16 protein-coding genes are annotated in these 14,796 nt (G+C 74.5%); 10 read left to right on the top strand and 6 right to left on the bottom strand.

All coding sequences use genetic code 11. The features are described 5' to 3' along the window. Positions 1-322: 322 nt before the first annotated feature. Positions 323-979 carry a uridine kinase gene (locus ACFWJ4_RS15840; protein ID WP_380543974.1) on the bottom strand — a complete coding sequence of 219 codons (657 nt, stop codon included), beginning with the start codon at positions 977-979 and terminating at the stop codon, positions 323-325. Positions 980-1,190: 211 nt separating this feature from the next. On the opposite strand from ACFWJ4_RS15840, the gene ACFWJ4_RS15845 reads away from it, so the two are divergent. Next, complete coding sequence (locus ACFWJ4_RS15845; protein ID WP_359898668.1) at positions 1,191-2,354, top strand: acyl-CoA dehydrogenase family protein; 1,164 nt, start codon at positions 1,191-1,193, stop codon at positions 2,352-2,354. Between the two features lie 113 nt (positions 2,355-2,467). On the opposite strand, the gene ACFWJ4_RS15850 is transcribed toward ACFWJ4_RS15845, so the two are convergent. Next, positions 2,468-2,989, bottom strand: a complete 522-nt coding sequence (locus tag ACFWJ4_RS15850; RefSeq protein ID WP_359909013.1) for a hypothetical protein — start codon at positions 2,987-2,989, stop codon at positions 2,468-2,470. Positions 2,990-3,218: 229 nt separating this feature from the next. Here ACFWJ4_RS15850 and ACFWJ4_RS15855 point away from each other — a divergent pair, with 229 nt between their 5' ends. From ACFWJ4_RS15855 to fxsA, 5 genes are all read left to right on the top strand, one after another. After that, entirely contained in the window at positions 3,219-3,659 is a 441-nt protein-coding gene (locus ACFWJ4_RS15855; protein ID WP_030243361.1) for an Lrp/AsnC family transcriptional regulator, read from the top strand. Between the two features lie 31 nt (positions 3,660-3,690). Beyond that, a complete protein-coding gene (locus ACFWJ4_RS15860; RefSeq protein ID WP_380543977.1) occupies positions 3,691-5,298 on the top strand; it encodes an amidohydrolase in 1,608 nt (535 codons plus the stop codon). A gap of 42 nt (positions 5,299-5,340) precedes the next feature. Beyond that, complete coding sequence (locus tag ACFWJ4_RS15865; protein ID WP_380543980.1) at positions 5,341-5,793, top strand: N-acetyltransferase; 453 nt, start codon at positions 5,341-5,343, stop codon at positions 5,791-5,793. 95 nt (positions 5,794-5,888) lie between these two features. Beyond that, a complete protein-coding gene (gene lnt / locus ACFWJ4_RS15870) occupies positions 5,889-7,487 on the top strand; it encodes an apolipoprotein N-acyltransferase (RefSeq protein ID WP_380543983.1) in 1,599 nt (532 codons plus the stop codon). A gap of 125 nt (positions 7,488-7,612) precedes the next feature. Beyond that, positions 7,613-8,191 carry an FxsA family membrane protein gene (gene fxsA, locus ACFWJ4_RS15875; protein WP_380349688.1) on the top strand — a complete coding sequence of 193 codons (579 nt, stop codon included), beginning with the start codon at positions 7,613-7,615 and terminating at the stop codon, positions 8,189-8,191. A 180-nt stretch (positions 8,192-8,371) separates the two neighbouring features. On the opposite strand, the gene ACFWJ4_RS15880 is transcribed toward fxsA, so the two are convergent. The 3 genes from ACFWJ4_RS15880 to ACFWJ4_RS15890 all read right to left on the bottom strand — a co-directional run bounded on the left by ACFWJ4_RS15880 (position 8,372) and on the right by ACFWJ4_RS15890 (position 10,982). After that, positions 8,372-8,746, bottom strand: coding sequence for an RNA polymerase-binding protein RbpA (locus tag ACFWJ4_RS15880; protein ID WP_049655293.1), 375 nt, complete (start codon positions 8,744-8,746; stop codon positions 8,372-8,374). A gap of 323 nt (positions 8,747-9,069) precedes the next feature. Continuing rightward, positions 9,070-10,677, bottom strand: a complete 1,608-nt coding sequence (locus ACFWJ4_RS15885; RefSeq protein WP_380543986.1) for a hypothetical protein — start codon at positions 10,675-10,677, stop codon at positions 9,070-9,072. Between the two features lie 110 nt (positions 10,678-10,787). Then, the gene (locus ACFWJ4_RS15890; RefSeq protein WP_359827363.1) at positions 10,788-10,982 is read right to left on the bottom strand and encodes a hypothetical protein; all 195 of its coding nucleotides are present in this window, start codon (positions 10,980-10,982) and stop codon (positions 10,788-10,790) included. 399 nt (positions 10,983-11,381) lie between these two features. On the opposite strand from ACFWJ4_RS15890, the gene ACFWJ4_RS15895 reads away from it, so the two are divergent. From ACFWJ4_RS15895 to ACFWJ4_RS15910, 4 genes are all read left to right on the top strand, one after another. Further along, on the top strand, positions 11,382-11,798 hold the full coding sequence (locus tag ACFWJ4_RS15895; RefSeq protein WP_380543989.1) for an ankyrin repeat domain-containing protein: 417 nt from the start codon (positions 11,382-11,384) through the stop codon (positions 11,796-11,798). 23 nt (positions 11,799-11,821) lie between these two features. Then, a complete protein-coding gene (locus ACFWJ4_RS15900; protein WP_380543992.1) occupies positions 11,822-12,337 on the top strand; it encodes a GNAT family N-acetyltransferase in 516 nt (171 codons plus the stop codon). Between the two features lie 48 nt (positions 12,338-12,385). After that, complete coding sequence (locus tag ACFWJ4_RS15905; protein WP_380543995.1) at positions 12,386-13,489, top strand: serine hydrolase domain-containing protein; 1,104 nt, start codon at positions 12,386-12,388, stop codon at positions 13,487-13,489. A gap of 75 nt (positions 13,490-13,564) precedes the next feature. After that, on the top strand, positions 13,565-14,065 hold the full coding sequence (locus ACFWJ4_RS15910; protein WP_380543998.1) for an NUDIX domain-containing protein: 501 nt from the start codon (positions 13,565-13,567) through the stop codon (positions 14,063-14,065). A 7-nt stretch (positions 14,066-14,072) separates the two neighbouring features. Here ACFWJ4_RS15910 and ACFWJ4_RS15915 read toward each other — a convergent pair whose 3' ends face one another. Then, positions 14,073-14,723, bottom strand: a complete 651-nt coding sequence (locus ACFWJ4_RS15915; protein WP_380544001.1) for a vitamin K epoxide reductase family protein — start codon at positions 14,721-14,723, stop codon at positions 14,073-14,075. Between the last annotated feature and the right edge of the window lie 73 nt (positions 14,724-14,796).

The following is a 14,796-nucleotide window of genomic DNA, read 5'->3' on the forward strand; positions in this document are numbered from 1 at the left end:
TCGTCACTCACGCCCCCCGCGGTGCGGCCCGGGGCTCGGCCGGCGGGTTGCCTGCGCCTAGCCTGGCCGGTGGTCGTCGACCCCCTTGCGGCGCATCTGCGCCTGCCAGGAATCGTACCGGCGCGGCGCTGATCCGGAAGGGTGCCGAACAGGGTCAAATGCGATCGCGCGAGCGGCCGTTGAGCGGCCGGGCGACGAAACGGGCTGCCGGGGAGCGAGTTTCGGAAGGGGACCGGACGGCGTCCCCGGCTCACGGGGGAACAAGCCGGGGGCGCCGGGTCCGAGGCAACCGGAAGCTTTCGTTCCGGCGGCTGAGGAGAACCTAGATCCTGGCGATGTCGCAGGTCAAGGCGATGGTTGAAGTTTCACCGACGGTGCCCGGGGCGATCCGGCCGGTCACCCCGTCGACCCGCGTCGCGGCGTACGGACGGCTCGGATCGGCGGCGAAATGCGCCGATTCGGCCCGGGCCCAGCCCGCCCAGAACTCGGCCAGTTCCGGACCGTCCCGCTCCTCCCCGCGCCGCCGGGCCGAAGCGGCGTCCAGCTCCATCCAGATCACCCGGGCCAGCCACGGCCGCACCGCCCGCCGGCCCGCGCCGACCCCCTCGACCAGCACCACCGGGGCGGCCGGCACCGCGGCCGTGCCCGCGAAGCGGCGCAGCGTCCAGTCGTACACCCGGTACTCGGCGTCCCGCCCGGCCGCCAGTGGCTCCAGCACCTGCCCGCGCAGCCGTCCGGTCCACCCGAACGGCTCGCGGTGGGTGGCCAGGTCGTCGAGGTGGACCACCGGGGCCCCGCCGAGCGCCGCCGCCAGCCGGCCCGCGAAGGTGGTCTTGCCGGACCCCGCGTGCCCGTCCACCGCGACCAGCCGCACCGGCCCGCAGGAGGGCGGCAGTGCGCGCAGCTCCGCCGCGAGCGCGGCCGGCAGGTCGTCCGGAGCGGGCCGGTGCGGGGGCGGGAAGGGTTCGGATGCAGCCACAACGTCAACCCTACGGTGCCGTAGCCCGCCACTGCGGACAGTTCATCTGTGCAGGTCGTGACGGCAGCGCGGGTTTCGGGCATACTCGCCTTCGCCACGACTGTGAACGGCCGTTCACCGCAACCCGGTGCCGGTCGGTCCGACAAGCCGCACCCCCGCCGGGTCAGCCGACACCTCGGTCCGGCGCCCGATCGAGGAGGCGACCACCGCCATGACCCCCTCCCCTGTGAAAGCCGTGGAGCGCCAGCTGCCGAGCGAGGAGGCCCGCGAGCTGCTGAGCCTCACCCGTGACCTGGTCCAGCGCGAGCTCCAGCCGCGTGCGGCGGAGGACGAGGCCGCCGACCGCTTCCCGCGCGACGTCTTCCGCACCCTCGGCGAGGCCGGCCTGCTCTCCCTCCCGTACGACGAGAAGTACGGCGGCGGCGAACAGCCCTACGAGGTGTACCTGCAGGTGCTGGAGGAGCTCGCGGCCGGCTGGCTGGCCATCGGCCTCGGCGTCAGCGTGCACACCCTCTCCTGCCACGCGCTGGCCACCTTCGGCACCGACGAGCAGCGCGACGCGTGGCTGCCCGCCATGCTCTCCGGCGAGCAGCTCGGCGCCTACTGCCTCTCCGAGCCGCAGTCCGGCTCGGACGCGGCCGCGCTGCGCACCCGCGCCGACCTCGACGGCGAGGCGTACGTGGTGAACGGCACCAAGGCCTGGATCACCCACGGCGGCCAGGCCGACTTCTACAGCGCCCTGGTGCGCACCGGCGTCGACGGCCCCAAGGGCATCAGCTGCCTGCTGGTCCCCGGCACCCAGCAGGGCCTGTCCGCGGCCCCGCCGGAGCACAAGATGGGCATGCGCTCCTCGCCGACCGCGCAGCTGCACTTCGACGGCGCGCGCGTCCCGCGCGAGCGGCTGATCGGCGAGGAGGGGCAGGGCTTCCAGATCGCGCTCGCCGCGCTGGACTCCGGCCGCCTCGGCATCGCCGCCTGCGCGATAGGCGTGGCCCAGGCCGCACTCGACCTCGCCGTCGACTACGCCCGCACCCGGCGCCAGTTCGGCCGCCCGATCGCCGAGTTCCAGGGCCTGTCCTTCATGCTCGCCGACATGGCCACCCAGATCGAGGCCGGGCGCTCGCTCTACCTGTCCGCCGCCCGACTGCGGGACGCCGGCCGGCCGTTCTCCAAGGAGGCGGCGATGGCGAAGCTGTTCTGCACCGACGCGGCGATGCGGGTGACCACCGACGCCGTCCAGGTGCTCGGCGGCTACGGCTACACCCAGGACTTCCCGGCCGAGCGCTACATGCGCGAGGCCAAGGTGCTGCAGATCGTCGAGGGCACCAACCAGATCCAGCGCCTGGTGATCGGCCGCCACCTCACCAAGGGCTGACGCCCGGGGGCCGTCCGGCGGGGGAGCCGCCGGACCGCCCCGATCCCCCCGCACGGCCTCCGGCCGTCACTCCAGGGTGCGGAGTGACGGCCGGAGGCGTTCCCGGCGGAGCGTCAGCTCGCCTTGGCGGTGCGGCCGGTCAGCGCCGGACGACGGCGGCGCTGCTCCGGGATGGCGGCCCGCAGCGCCGCGACGGCCGGGACGGCGGGCGCCACCGGGGCGGCCCCGGGGACCGCGGCGAGCCGTACCGGGCAGTGCGCGACGGCGTGCGAGAACGGCTGGGTGCGCCAGTCCAGCCCGCTCGGAAGCTTGAACAGCGCGTCGAAGCCGGCCGGTTCGGCGTCCTCCTGGGCCTCGACCTCGGCCAGGTCGTCCGTCGGCGTGCCCGAACCCGGGCAGATCGCGGGGGAGAAGGGGTTCCAGGCGGTCGGCAGCAGCGCGTGTTGCGGCAGCCGCTCCTCGTCCGCCACCAGGGCGATCGGGCGGCGGCACTCGGGGCAGTCGACCCGGAAGATGTCCCAGGTCTCCGCCTCGCCGGGGTCGGTGCCCGGCAGGTGGCCGACCGCGAGGTCCTCGCGGTCGGCCATATCGTCGGTCTCGTCGGAGCCCAGCACACGCTGGTCGGTAGCAGGCATGAGGATCCCCCTAGGATCGGGCCCGGCGTGGTCGTCCAGGGCCACAACCAGCACTTCCCTGTGATCCGGACTCATAATCCTGCGGTCCCGTGCACCGTGATGCACCGGGTGTGTCCTTGGCCACACCGGATGCCACATTCGCCCGGCATGTGCCCGCCCGGCACCTGCGAACCCGTCCTGTGCCACCGCGTGCGCCCCCCGTGCTCCCGACCGGGTAGGTTTGCGCACTGTGGAGGATCTCGACCAACGCATCGTCCAGCTGCTCCTCGAAGACGGCCGGATGAGCTACACGGACCTGGGCAAGGCCACCGGCCTGTCCACCTCGGCGGTGCACCAGCGGGTGCGCCGCCTCGAACAGCGCGGGGTGATCCGCGGCTACACCGCGATCATCGACCCCGACTCCGTCGACCTGGCGCTGACCGCGTTCATCTCGGTCAAACCCTTCGACCCGAGCGCCCCGGACGACACCCCCGAGCGGCTGGCCGGCCTGCCCGAGATCGAGGCCTGCCACAGCGTCGCCGGCGACGAGAACTACATCCTCAAGGTCCGCGTCGGCGCCCCCGGCGACCTGGAGGACCTGCTCGCGCGCATCCGCAGCGCCGCCGGTGTCTCCACCCGCACCACCGTCGTCCTGTCCACCCCGTACGAGGCACGCCCCCCGAAGCTCTGACCGCGAACCGGTGGGGTGCAGACTTGGCGGCATGACCGAACGCACCTCCTGGACCGTCCTGCTGCGCGGCGGCGCCGTCTACAGCCCCGCCGACCCCTTCGCCACCGCGATGCTCGTGGAAGGCGGGCACGTCGCCTGGGTCGGCAGCGACGGCGCCGCCGAGGCGTACGCCGCGACCGTCGACGAGATCGTCGAGCTGGACGGCGCCCTGGTCACCCCCGCCTTCGTGGACGCCCACGTGCACGCCACCGCCACCGGCCTGGCGCTCACCGGCCTCGACCTCACCGGCAGCCCCTCGCTGGCCGCCGCCCTGGCCGCCGTCACCGCCTTCGTCGACACCCGGCCCGAGCCCGGCGGGGTGCTGATCGGCCACGGCTGGGACGAGACCGGCTGGCCCGAGGGCCGCCCGCCCACGCTCGCCGAACTCGACGCCGCCGCCCGTGGCACCGCGCTCTACCTCTCCCGCACCGACGTGCACTCCGCGCTCGCCACCACCGCGCTGCGCACCCTCACCGAGGGCCTGGCCGAGGCGCCCGGCTTCGACCCCGAGGGCCCGCTCACCAAGGACGCCCACCACGCAGTGCGGCAGACCGCGCTGGCCCGCCTCACCCCCGGGCAGCGCCGCCGGGCCCAGCGCGCCACCCTGGCCCGCGCCGCCGAACTCGGCATCGGCGCCCTGCACGAGTGCGCCGGCCCGGAGATCTCCTCGGAGGCCGACCTGGCCGCCCTGCTGGCCCTGGCCGCCGAGGGCGAGGGCCCCGAAGTCTTCGGCTACTGGGGCGAGTCGGGCGGAGTCGAGACCGCCCGCAGGCTCGGTGCGGTGGGCGCCGGAGGCGATCTCTTCGTGGACGGCGCGCTCGGCTCGCACACCGCCTGCCTGCACGCCCCGTACGACGACGCGGAGCACACCGGCACCGCCTACCTGACCGCCGAGCAGGTCGCCGACCACGTCGCCGCCTGCACCGAGGCCGGGATCCAGGCCGGGTTCCACGCCATCGGCGACGCGGCGGTCACGGCGGTCCTCGACGGCGTCCGGGAAGCCGGCGCCCGGGTCGGCGCCGCCCGGGTCAAGGCCCTGCGCCACCGCGTCGAGCACGCCGAGGCCCTGGACGACAAGGCCGTCGCCGCCTTCGCCGAACTCGGCCTGACCGCCTCCGTCCAGCCCGCCTTCGACGCCGCCTGGGGCGGCCCGGAGGGCATGTACGTCCAGCGCCTGGGCGCCGAGCGGGCGGCCGCCCTCAACCCCTTCGCCGCGCTGCTGCGGGCCGGCGTCCCGCTGGCCTTCGGCTCGGACGCCCCGGTCACCCCGCTCGACCCCTGGGGCACCGTCCGCGCGGCCGCCTTCCACCGGACCCCGGAACACCGGATCTCGGTCCGCGCGGCCTTCACCGCCCACACCCGCGGCGGCTGGCGCGCGATCGGCCGCGACCAGGACGGCGTGCTCGTCCCCGGCGCCGTCGCCAGCTACGCGATCTGGGCGGCCGGCGAGCTGGTCGTCCAGGCCCCCGACTCCCGGGTGGCGGGCTGGTCCACCGACCCGCGCTCCGGCACCCCCGGGCTGCCCGACCTCACCCCGGGCCACCCGCTGCCGACCTGCCTGCGCACCGTGGTCCGCGGCCGCACGGTGCACCAGCGGTAAACCCCGTGGAACATCGGGCGGGCACGCCCTAGGTTGATCGGCATGATCGAACCAGTGCCCGCCGACTTCACCGTCCCGCGCGAGCTGCTCGCCCCGGAGTTCCGCCTGGAGCCCCTGGGCGAGCGGCACAACGCCTCCGACCACGCCGCCTGGACGAGCAGCATCGACCACATCCGCGCCACCCCCGGCTGGGCCGGCCGCGGCTGGCCGCCCGCCGACGGAATGCCCCCGGAGCGCAACCTCGACGACCTGCGCCGCCACGCCGCCGACTTCGAGGCCCGCACCGGCTTCACCTACACCGTCCTGGAGCCGGACCGCGACGAGGTGATCGGCTGCGTCTACATCTACCCGGACCGCGAGGACCCCTCGGTGGTCTCGGTCAGCTCCTGGGTCCGGGCCGACCGCGCCCACCTGGACGAGCCGCTGCACCGGGCCGTCTCCGACTGGCTCACCGGGCACTGGCCGTTGCGGGATTTCCGCTACGCCCCGCGCTGACCCCGCCGTCACCCTCACCTCACGGGCCACCGACGTTCCGGGGTACCTTCTTCGCACAGCGTCCGAACAGCAAGCCCCAGGAAGATGGTGCGCCGGTGGCCACTCCCGTCACCCAGGAACGGCCCGAGGCCGTACCCGAGCCGCAGGAGCCGGCGCCCCGACCGAGCCGCGGAGCCCGCGCGCTCGCCAGGATCCGCGCCGGGCTCCCCCGCACCGGCCTCGCCGTCCTGGCCGGCCTGCTGCTGGCCCTCGCCTTCCCGCCGTACGACCTGTGGCCGCTGTCGCTGCTCGGCGTCGCCGCGCTCTCGCTGCTGACCCGGGGCCGCACCTTCCGCCAGGGCCTGTGGACCGGCTTCGCGTTCGGCCTGCCGTTCTTCCTGATGCTGCTCAGCTGGCTGCGGGTGGTCGGCTGGGACGCCACGATCGGCCTGTCCGTCGTGGAGGCGCTGTTCCTGGCACTGCTGGGCGGCGCCCTGGCCGTCACCTCCCGGCTGCCGGGGTGGCCGCTCTGGGCGGCCTGCCTGTGGGTCACCCAGGAGTGGGCCCGCGACCGGCTGCCGCTCGGCGGCTTCCCCTGGGGCCGGCTCGCCTTCGCCAACACCGCCAGCCCGTTCACCCCGCTGGCCGCGCTCGGCGGCGCACCGCTGGTGACCTTCGCGGTCGCCCTCTGCGGCGCCCTGCTGGGCTGGGCCGCGCTGCGGGTGCGCGGGCCCGGCAGGGCCCCGAGGGCGGCCGCGCTGGCGGCGCTCGGCGCGGTGGCCGCGCTGCTGGCCGGCTACCTCGTCCCGGTGCCCACGGCCGCGGACGACACCGTCAAGGTCGCCATCGTCCAGGGCAACGTGCCCAACCCGGGCATGGACTTCCTGGGCCGCCCGATGATGGTCCTCAACAATCACGCCTCGGCCACCGAGCGGCTCGCCGCCGACATCAGGGCCGGCAAGGTCGAGCGCCCCGACATCGTGATCTGGCCGGAGAACTCCTCCGACCTCGACCCGTTCAGCGATCCGCTGGCCCGCCAGCGGATCGACCAGGCGGTCAAGGCGGTCGGGGTGCCGACCCTGGTCGGCACCCTGGTGGACGGCCCGGACGCGCAGCACGTCCAGAACGAGGGCATCGTCTGGGACCCGGTCACCGGCCCCGGCGCCTCCTACACCAAGCAGCACCCCGTCCCGTTCGGCGAGTACGTGCCCTTCCGCGCCCAGCTGATGACGGTGATCACCCGCCTCCAGCGGGTCGCCCGGGACTTCTACCCCGGCGACCACAACGGCGTGATGCAGCTCGGCCCGGCCAGGATCGGCGACGTCATCTGCTTCGAGGTCGCGTACGACGAGATCGTCCGCGACACCGTGGACAGCGGCGCCCGGGTCCTGGTCGTCCAGACCAACAACGCGACCTACGCGAAGACCGGGCAGCCCGAGCAGCAGCTGGCGATGAGCCGGCTGCGGGCCGTCGAGCACGGCCGGGCGGTGCTGATCGCCGCCACCAGCGGCATCAGCGCGGTGATCGCCCCGGACGGCAGCGTCCAGCAGCGCACCGAGGAGCTGACCGCGGCCGAGCTGTCGGCGACCGTCCCGCTGCGCGACGGCACCACCGTCGCCGACCGGGTCGGCGCCGCCCCGGAGTGGACGCTGGCCGTCGGCGGCCTGCTGGCCTGCGGCGCGGCCCTGCTGGTCGGACGGCGCCGGAAGGCGTAGGGCGCGGCAGCCGAGCCCGGCCGCCGGAACACCGGCGGCGCGGGAATCGTTGGAGCAGGTGGTGCCGTAGCCGGCCCGGACCTCCCGTGCGGCGCGCAGAGCACCGCTTGGAGTGGATTCGCACCGTGACCCAGCAAGCTACCCCCACCCGTCCGGCCCCGCGCAGCAGGCTCCGCCGGGTGCTGCCGCTGCTGATCACCGCCTGGCTGGTGCTGGAGATCTGGCTGCTGGTCCAGGTCGGCTCCTGGCTGGGCGGCTTCACCGTCGTGCTGCTGCTCGTCGCGGGCGCCCTGATCGGCGGCTCGCTGATCAAGCGGGCCGGGCTGAAGGCGCTGTCGGCGGCGATCGAGCAGAGCAAGAACCCGCAGTCCCAGCAGCCGCAGACCGGCACCAGCATGACCGTGCTGGCCGGCCTGCTGCTGATCGTCCCCGGCTTCCTGTCCGACCTGCTGGCCCTGACCCTGCTCCTCCCGCCCACCCGGGCCCTGTGGCGGGTGCTCGGCCGCCGGGTCGCGGACAAGGCGCTGCGCAGCGCCTCCGTGGCCGGCGCCGACCCGTTCGCGGACGCGATGCGGCTGCAGGAGCAGCTGCGCATCCACCGCCCGGACGGCAAGGTGATCCAGGGCGAGGTCGTGGACCCGGAGGCCGGTCCGCGCGGCCCGCAGGGCCCGGACACCACCTACCGCCCGCCGATCGCCGGCTGACCCGCCCGTTCCGACAGGAGCCCCCGGGGGCGCGGAGAACCCGCCCCCGGGGGCTCCTCGCGTGCCCGGCACGGTCCGGCGGACGGTGCCGGGCACGCGGGCGGCGCCGGACAACGCGAAAGGGACCCTGGTGACCAGGGTCCCTTTTCGCGTCCTCCCGCTCGGGGCGGGAGCGAGGTGTCAGGCGCTCTTGCGGGTGTCTCGCGGGTGCACCGCGAGGTTCATCCCACCGGAGCGGAGCACGGCCAGCCGTTCGGCCAGCACCTCCTCCAACTCCTCGCGCGTCCGGCGCTCCATCAGCATGTCCCAATGGGTGCGCGTCGGCTTGATCTTCTTCTCCTCCGGCTCGTCGCCGTCGAGAAGTGCCGCCTCCTGGCCACAGAAGCGGCATTCCCAGGTCGCGGGGATCTCCGCCTCGACCGAGAAAGGAACCTCGAAACGGTGTCCGTTCTGACATGCGTACTCGACGGTCTGGCGGGGAGCCAGATCGATACCACGGTCGGTCTCGTAGCTAGTGGCCCCGAGTCGCGTGCCGCGGAGAGCTCGCTCGCTCATGAATCGTGCCTCCCGGGCTTATGGCCCACAGGACTAGTGGTCGCTGTTCTTCGTCGTTCGGTCAACGCTCGGCTTCCGACGAAGATTCCCGTCCCGGGACATGCGTCGTCTTGTAGTGCCGCCCCTGTTTGTACCCACCCGCGCCCGATTTGTCACATCTGGCCGGTGATATCACCCCAGGTGTCACCTATTTCACATCTGGTGATCGTGCGGACTTTCTGTGACGAGCGTACCGGGACGGGATTCGGCACGGGGCGCCGACCCCTGCCGGGAGCCGAGAACCGGCCGGGGAGGCGGCCCGGGGAGGCGGCCCGGCCCGGCCGTCAGGAGATCGGCCGTGAACGGATCATCGGCTCGCCCTTGGCCAGGTCGACCGGACGGGCCGGATCGGCCGCGGGTACCACCGGCGGGCGATCCGGGCGGGGCGGCTCGGCGGCGGCCGCCTCGGTGCGGGTGTCCCGGTGCGGCAGCAGGGCGATCACCGCGTCCCGCAGCGCGGCCGGGGCCTCGTCGTCCAGCGGATCGACGGTGGCGGGCACCTGGAGCCGGAGCGGGGCGCCGTTGCCGATCCGGGCGTAGCCGCGCCCGATCGGGGCGTGGGCGGCGGGCACGATGTCCAGCGGCGCGCCGAGCGCTTCGCGCCCCTCGTCCGGGCCGGCCGGGCCGAGCACCACGCGGGCCCGGGTGGTGGCGCGGACGGTGGCGGTGATCCGGTCCCGGGCCTCCAGGTCGTCGGCGACCACCACGGTGACCCGGGCGGCCCGGCCGTGCCGCAGCGGGAGCTCCAGGAGGTCCTGCGGGTCGGGGCGGCCCTCGGCCCGGGCGAGCTCGCTCAGCTCGGTCGGGTGGTCCAGCAGCAGCCACAGCGGCCGGGTGACGTCCTCGGGCGGGGCGGTTCCGGCGTGCCGGGCGGCGTTGAGCGCGGCGAGCCTGCGTTCGGTCTCGCCGACGGCCCAGTCCAGGGCGGCCAGCGCGCCGTGCAGGCTGGTCTCCACGGTGTGCACGCCGGGCCGGTTCACCAGGCAGGCGTGCTCGCCGGTGCCCGCGCCGTCGACCACCACCAGGTCGGCGTACGGGAGGGCCTGGAGCGCCACCGAGCGCAGCAGGCTGGAGGTGCCGTAGCCGGTGACGCCGAGCACCAGCAGGTGCGGCTCGGCGGAGCGCGGGCCGGTGCGCCAGACCACCGGCGGCTGCTGGACGGTGGTGCCGCCCCGGACGACCGGGATGGTCCGGGCTGTGCCGCCCTCGTCGGTGAAGCCCAGCACGATCTCGCCGGGGGCCGCCACGAAGCGCTGGGCGGCGATGTCGGCGGCCAGCGGGGCGAGGGCGGTGATCCGCAGCCGGTTGGACTCCTCGTCCCAGTCGAAGCGGTACTCGCGGGCCCGGCCGGCCTTGCCCTGGACGACCTGCTCGATCCGGGCCCGGGCGGCGGGCTCGGTGTCGGTGAAGTAGGCGGGGTAGGTCATCTCCAGCCGGGAGAGCCGGCCCTCGCCGTCGAAGTCCCACGCGCTGAAGGCGTTCTTGTGGCTGCCCTCGAAGTGGTACAGCGGGTTGGCGTCCTCGGGTCCGCACAGGTAGGGGGTGAGCGCCGCGTAGAGGGCCGCGAGCTTGACGTCGGCGACGTCCGGGGCGGGCGGTGCGGGCGTCGCCCTGGGGGTCCGGCCGGCCCAGGCGGCGCTGGCCATCAGGGTGATCAGGGCGAACAGCAGGCCGTGCGGCAGCAGGTAGACGCCGATCAGCAGGGCGGCGGTCAGGAACAGCGTCGGCCCGCGGCGGTCCTTGGGGGTGGCCTGCCAGCGGGACTTGGCCCAGTCCGCGTGGTGGCGCAGGCCGCGGCCGATCACGGAGAGCGGGGCGAACATGTCGGAGGCGTGGTCCCCGGCGGTCCGGGCGATCGCGCGGCCCTTGGTGAGGTGGCGGTGGAGCGGCATTCCTTGACTCCCCAAACGGTGGGACGGGTGGGGTGGCGCGGGTGGGCAACGACGGGGCCCGGGGCGGTGGGATCCGCGCCCGGGCCGGTACGGAGGAGATCTGGACGCGGTCAGAACTTGATGCCGCTGAGCAGGCTGGCGAGGCTCGCGCCGCCCGCGGTGATGCTCGGTGCGATCGAGGAGCCCGCGATGTAGAAGCCGAAGAGGGCGCAGACGATGGCGTGGGAGACCTTTAGTCCGTCCCGGCGGAAGAAGAGAAAGGCGATGGTGCCGAACAGGACGATGCCGGAAATCGAGAGGATCACGTTCCGCTCCTCAGGAAGGGGGGACAAGCGGGGGTGTTACGGAAAGTGCACCAATCGTGACAAAAAGTAATAGATGATGGAACGGTGCAAATGGGTGGTTCTGCCGTCCAATACCGTTCCGGTGGCCGGGTGGCGGTATGCGAACCGGCCGGGGTGGGGCCGGGCGCCGAGGGGATTCGATGTGCCGAGGCATTCCCGGGCGGAGGGCGGGAAGTTTCCGGGGGGTCCGGGAAGTTCGCTCGAATGGCTGCGCAACGCGCGCGGCCGTGTGTCGTGGCGGGCGCGGGCCGTCATCCGGATTCCGGACGCCCGCTGGCCCGTTCCGGCGCCGGCCGCTACCGTGCCCTGGGCGCGCAGCCCCGAGACCGCCCGACGACCCGACCGGAAAGGCCGCCCGCCATGACCGACGCCGCCAGCCAGCAGCCCGCCGACGCCCCCGACGCCGAGGTGATCGCGCTCGCCGGGAAGCTCTTCGACGCCGCCCGGACCGGGGAGACCGAGACCCTGTCCGCCTACCTGGACGCCGGGGCCCCGGCCGACCTCACCAACGGCCGCGGCGACACCCTGGTGATGCTCGCCGCGTACCACGGCCACGCCGCGACGGTGGCGGAGCTGCTCCGGTACGGCGCCGACCCGAATCGCGCCAACGACCACGGACAGACCCCGCTGGCCGGGGCCGTCTTCAAGGGCGCCACGGACGTGCTGGAGGTCCTGCTGGCCGGCGGCGCCGACCCGCGGGCCGGCGCCCCGAGCGCCGTGGACACCGCCCGGATGTTCGGCAAGGACGACCTGGTCGCCCGGTTCGAGGCCCGCTGAGCGGGGATCGTAGGCTTTTCGACATGAGCACCAGCACCGCCCGGGACACCGGCACCGTCGAGTTCCGCATCACCGGCTACGCCCACCCCGACGCCCAGGCCCTGTCGGCCGAGGTGCAGCAGGAGTACGTGCGCCGCTACGGCGACCCGGACGAGACCGTCATGCGCCCCGAGGACTTCGAGGCGCCGGCCGGCCTGTTCATGATCGCCTACCTGGACGGCCGTCCGGTCGCCTGCGGTGGCTGGCGGGCCAAGCAGGCCGGCCCGGACGGCCTGCGCGACGGCGACGCGGAGCTGAAGCGGATGTTCGTGATCCCCGCGGCCCGCGGCCGCGGCCTGGCTCGCGCGGTGCTGGGCCGCCTGGAGCGGACCGCGATCGAGGCGGGGCGGACCCGCTTCATCCTGGAGACCGGCACCGAGCAGCCCGAGGCCGTCGCGCTGTACCGGTCCGAGGGCTACGACGCGATCCGGAAGTTCGGCATCTACAAGGAGCACGCGCAGAGCATCTGCCTCGGCAAGGAGCTGGCCGCGGCGGTCTGAGCGACCGCTGCGCGGGGAAGGCTCCCGTCGGCCCGAAGGGGGAGACGGATGAGTCGAGCAACCGGAGCCGACCGGCTCACCGCCGCGGCCGCGCCCGGCGGGGAGCTGGACCGGCTGGTCGGGGAGGGCGCGCGCACCGTCGGGGCGGGAGCCGTCTGGGCCGTCGGCGACGCCGGCGGCACACTCGGCGGCGGCAGCCACGGTGTGCTCGGGCAGGGGCCGTACGCGCGGCTGCGGCCCGGGCCCGACACGCTGTACGACCTCGCCAGCCTCACCAAGGTCGTCGCGCTCTGGCCCTGCGCGGGGGTGCTGCGGCAATCCGGGCGGCTCCCGCTGGACGAGCCGCTCGGCCGCTGGTGGCCACCGGCCGCCGGGCACCCCACCGGCGATGTGACGGTCCGTCAACTCCTCGCCCACACCGCGGGGATGCTCCCGTACACCCGCTTCGAGCAGCTCTACGGACGCGACCCCGCGGCGATCCGGGCCGGGGTGCTCGCCGCCCCGCTGCACCGCCCGCCGGGCACGGCCGTCGAGTACACCGACCGCGCCGCCGTCCTGCTCGCCCACCTGGTCGAGGACCTCGGCGGCGCGCCGCTGGACGAGCTCGCCGCACGCTGGGTCTGGGGGCCGCTCGGCATGACCGACACCCGGTACGGCCCGCTCGACGGCGCGCTCGCCGCCCGCACCGCGCCCACCGAGTACGAGGCGGGCGCCGGCACCCACCTGTGCGGCGTCGTCCACGACCCCTCCGCCCGGCTGCTCGGCGGGGTCTCCGGCAATGCCGGGGCCTTCTCCACCGCCCGCGACCTGGCCCGCTTCCTCACCGCGCTGCTCGCCCCGCCGCCCGGGGCGCCCTGGGGCGAGCCGTGGATCGACGAATCGCTGCGCGAGCACACCGGCGGCCTCGCCCCCGCCCGCGGCCTGTCCTGGCTGTACGCCCCCGGCACCGACCCGGCCGAGGGCACCTTCGTCCACTACGGCTTCACCGGCACCGGCTTCTGGGTCAACCGCAGGCTCGGCCGCTGGGCCCTGCTGCTCACCAACAAGGTGCACTACGACCGGGGGATCCAGCAGCTCACCGACCTGCGCAACGCCTTCCGGCGGGCCGTGTTCGGGCAGGCGCCGCCACCGGCACTCATTCGGGTGGATTAGGAGCCGACCGGCTTTCCCGGGGCCGTGATCGCGGCAGAGTGGCCGCGAGGACGGGAACCCGGCGGAGGAGGCGCGATGACGGACACCTGGGCACTCTCGGAGGAGGAGTGGCTCGCCGGGATGGTGCGCGCCTACGTCGGCTGCAGCGTCCTGCTCACCGACGAAGCGGGCCGGGTCCTGCTGCTGAAGGCCAGCTACCGCGACCAGTGGCAGTTCCCCGGCGGCGGGATGGACCGGGGGGAGGGGCCCGCCGAGTGCGCGGCCCGCGAACTGTACGAGGAGACCGGGCTGTTGGCCGGGCCGCTGCGGCTGCTCGTCGTGGAGTGGCGCGACTCGATCCCCGACCAGGGCGAACACGCCCACCCCGCCGTGCAGTTCATGTTCGACGGCGGGACGGTCGCGGACGGCACGGCGGTCCGGGCGCAGGCCGAGGAGGTCGCCGACCACGGCTGGTTCACCCCGGCCCGGGCGGCCGTCCTGCTGCAGCACGGTGCGGCGCGCCGGCTCACCGCGGCCCTGGAGGCCCGGCGGACCGGCGCCGCCGCACTGCTGCACTCGGACGGGTACGTGGGGTGACGGACGGTCAGAGCAGCGTGCTCCAGTAGGACCAGAACCGGTTGAGGACCAGCAGCGCGATCACCGCCGCCCACAGCACCGGCAGCGCCCAGTGGTAGCGCGCCGCCTCCCGGACGACCACCCCCGACCGCGGGCCCACCGGAATCACGCCCGTGCGCAGGTTGTGCAGCGTCGTGTACCAGAACAGCACCACCACCGTGGCCCACACCACCATGCAGTACGGGCACAGCGCGCCGATGTCGTACAGCGCCTGGTAGATCAGCCAGTGCGCGAACACCACGCCCAGCGCGGTGCCCGCGTTCAGGCCCAGCCAGAACCAGCGCCGGTACCCGGCACCGGCGAGCAGCCCCGCGCCGATCGCCGTCAGCGCGCCGAAGGCGGCCAGCCCGAGCAGTGGGTTCGGGAAGCCGAAGACCTCCGCCTGCTCGGTGCGCATCACCGAACCGCAGCTGATGATCGGGTTGATGTTGCAGCTGGGGACGTAGGAGGGGTTCTCCAGGATGCGGAGCTTGTCGAAGGTCAGGACGGCCGAGGCGGCCAGCCCGACCAGGCCGCCCAGGAACAGCAGGAGGGCGTAGGCCCGGCTCGCGCCGATCGGGGCCCTGGCGGCGGCGTCGGGAGCGGAGCGGGACGGGTGCACGGTGGTAGCGGCGGTCATGACAGCACACTCCGGTGGCTGGCTGGGAGGAGCCGGCCCGGCCGGGAGTTCGGCCGGGCCGGGTGGTGCCGTA

This window comes from Kitasatospora sp. NPDC127067 (genome assembly GCF_042724755.1).
Classification (GTDB): Bacteria; Actinomycetota; Actinomycetes; order Streptomycetales; family Streptomycetaceae; genus Kitasatospora; species Kitasatospora lactacystinica.